Below are 1,085 nucleotides of genomic sequence, written 5' to 3'. Positions count from 1 at the left end.
TCGGATCTGAATCCACAGGCAAGATGCCCGATGCTCCGTTTTGAATTTTGCCTCATTTGAGCCGAAACGGTCTACTATAGCAATGTGAAATGATTCGTGAAAAATCGATCCACTCAAAGCCCCCAGTATTGGGGGTTTGGGGGCCAGACAATTTTACAAATGGTTTCCGATTGCTATAGGATTGATCCGGTTCGGCCGATCGCGTCGATTTCTTAACTAAAATTTAATGAAAATCGGGATGCGATCGCCCTCTGAGATCGATTATATTGGTGTTGAGCCGATACCGTTAATCGACATGATAACCATCAATCCCAAACGGGTGAAACGGGCTGTCCATTATTGGATCTGGGGGTTAATTTTATTGGAGGTTGCGATCGCCAGTATTTACCTCGGCGGCGTCTTGTTCGCCAGGACAGTCTATTCCCCCTTCGATATGGATGGACGCATGACGTTGCCAACTTTATTGCAGGCTTCGATTCTGTTCCAGTTGGCTTTCGCTTATTTGCTGATGTTCTTCTTGTCCCGCCGATTGCAACGGCTTCCGTCCCCCTATTTTTGGTTGGTTCAGTCGGTGTTATTATTTTATGTTGCCTTTGATGAACTGTTGAAATTACATCTAGGATTTGGTCAAATTGCACCCATTGCGGGGACTCAATATTGGATCGGAATTTACAGTTTCTTAATTGTGGCGATCGCGGTTTTCTTTTTCCGCGATATCAAAGCACTGTGGAATTTTGACCGCCGCCTGGTCATTTTGGGAGTGTCTGGGCTGTTGCTGGCGGTGATTGGCGGGTTCGGGGCGGAGATGGCAAAGTCGATGATTTTAACACCTGTTCTGTATCATTTTTTCGGCGATCGCGAAGTTTTGATTTGGGTGATTCAACAAGTCAGAGTCGCCGTCGAGGAATTTTTAGAGATGTTGGGTGAGACGTTATTATTGTATGCGGTATTGCTATTTACTGCCCAAACAATTGAGTCGAAATAAGGAAGGATTCAAAGTCCCCCTTTTCAAGGGGGATTTAGGGGGATCGGATATCCCACAAAGATTCAAACTCCCCCTTATCAAGGGGGATTTAGGGGGATCG

1 protein-coding gene is annotated in these 1,085 nt (G+C 45.9%); it reads left to right on the top strand.

Features of this window, described 5'->3' with window-relative positions:
- Positions 1-295: 295 nt before the first annotated feature.
- On the top strand, positions 296-985 hold the full coding sequence (locus tag AC0QHF_RS01655) for a hypothetical protein (RefSeq protein ID WP_324702444.1): 690 nt from the start codon (positions 296-298) through the stop codon (positions 983-985).
- Positions 986-1,085: the final 100 nt, after the last annotated feature.

The sequence above is a fragment of the Lyngbya sp. CCY1209 genome, assembly GCF_055795065.1.
Note: the sequence above shows the minus strand (reverse complement) of the source record. Positions and strands in the feature narration are given on the sequence as shown.

What these genes read in the sequence shown, in the direction of transcription:
- AC0QHF_RS01655 (WP_324702444.1), top strand. Translation starts at nt 296, where the DNA reads ATGATAACCATCAATCCCAAACGGGTGAAACGGGCTGTCCATTATTGG.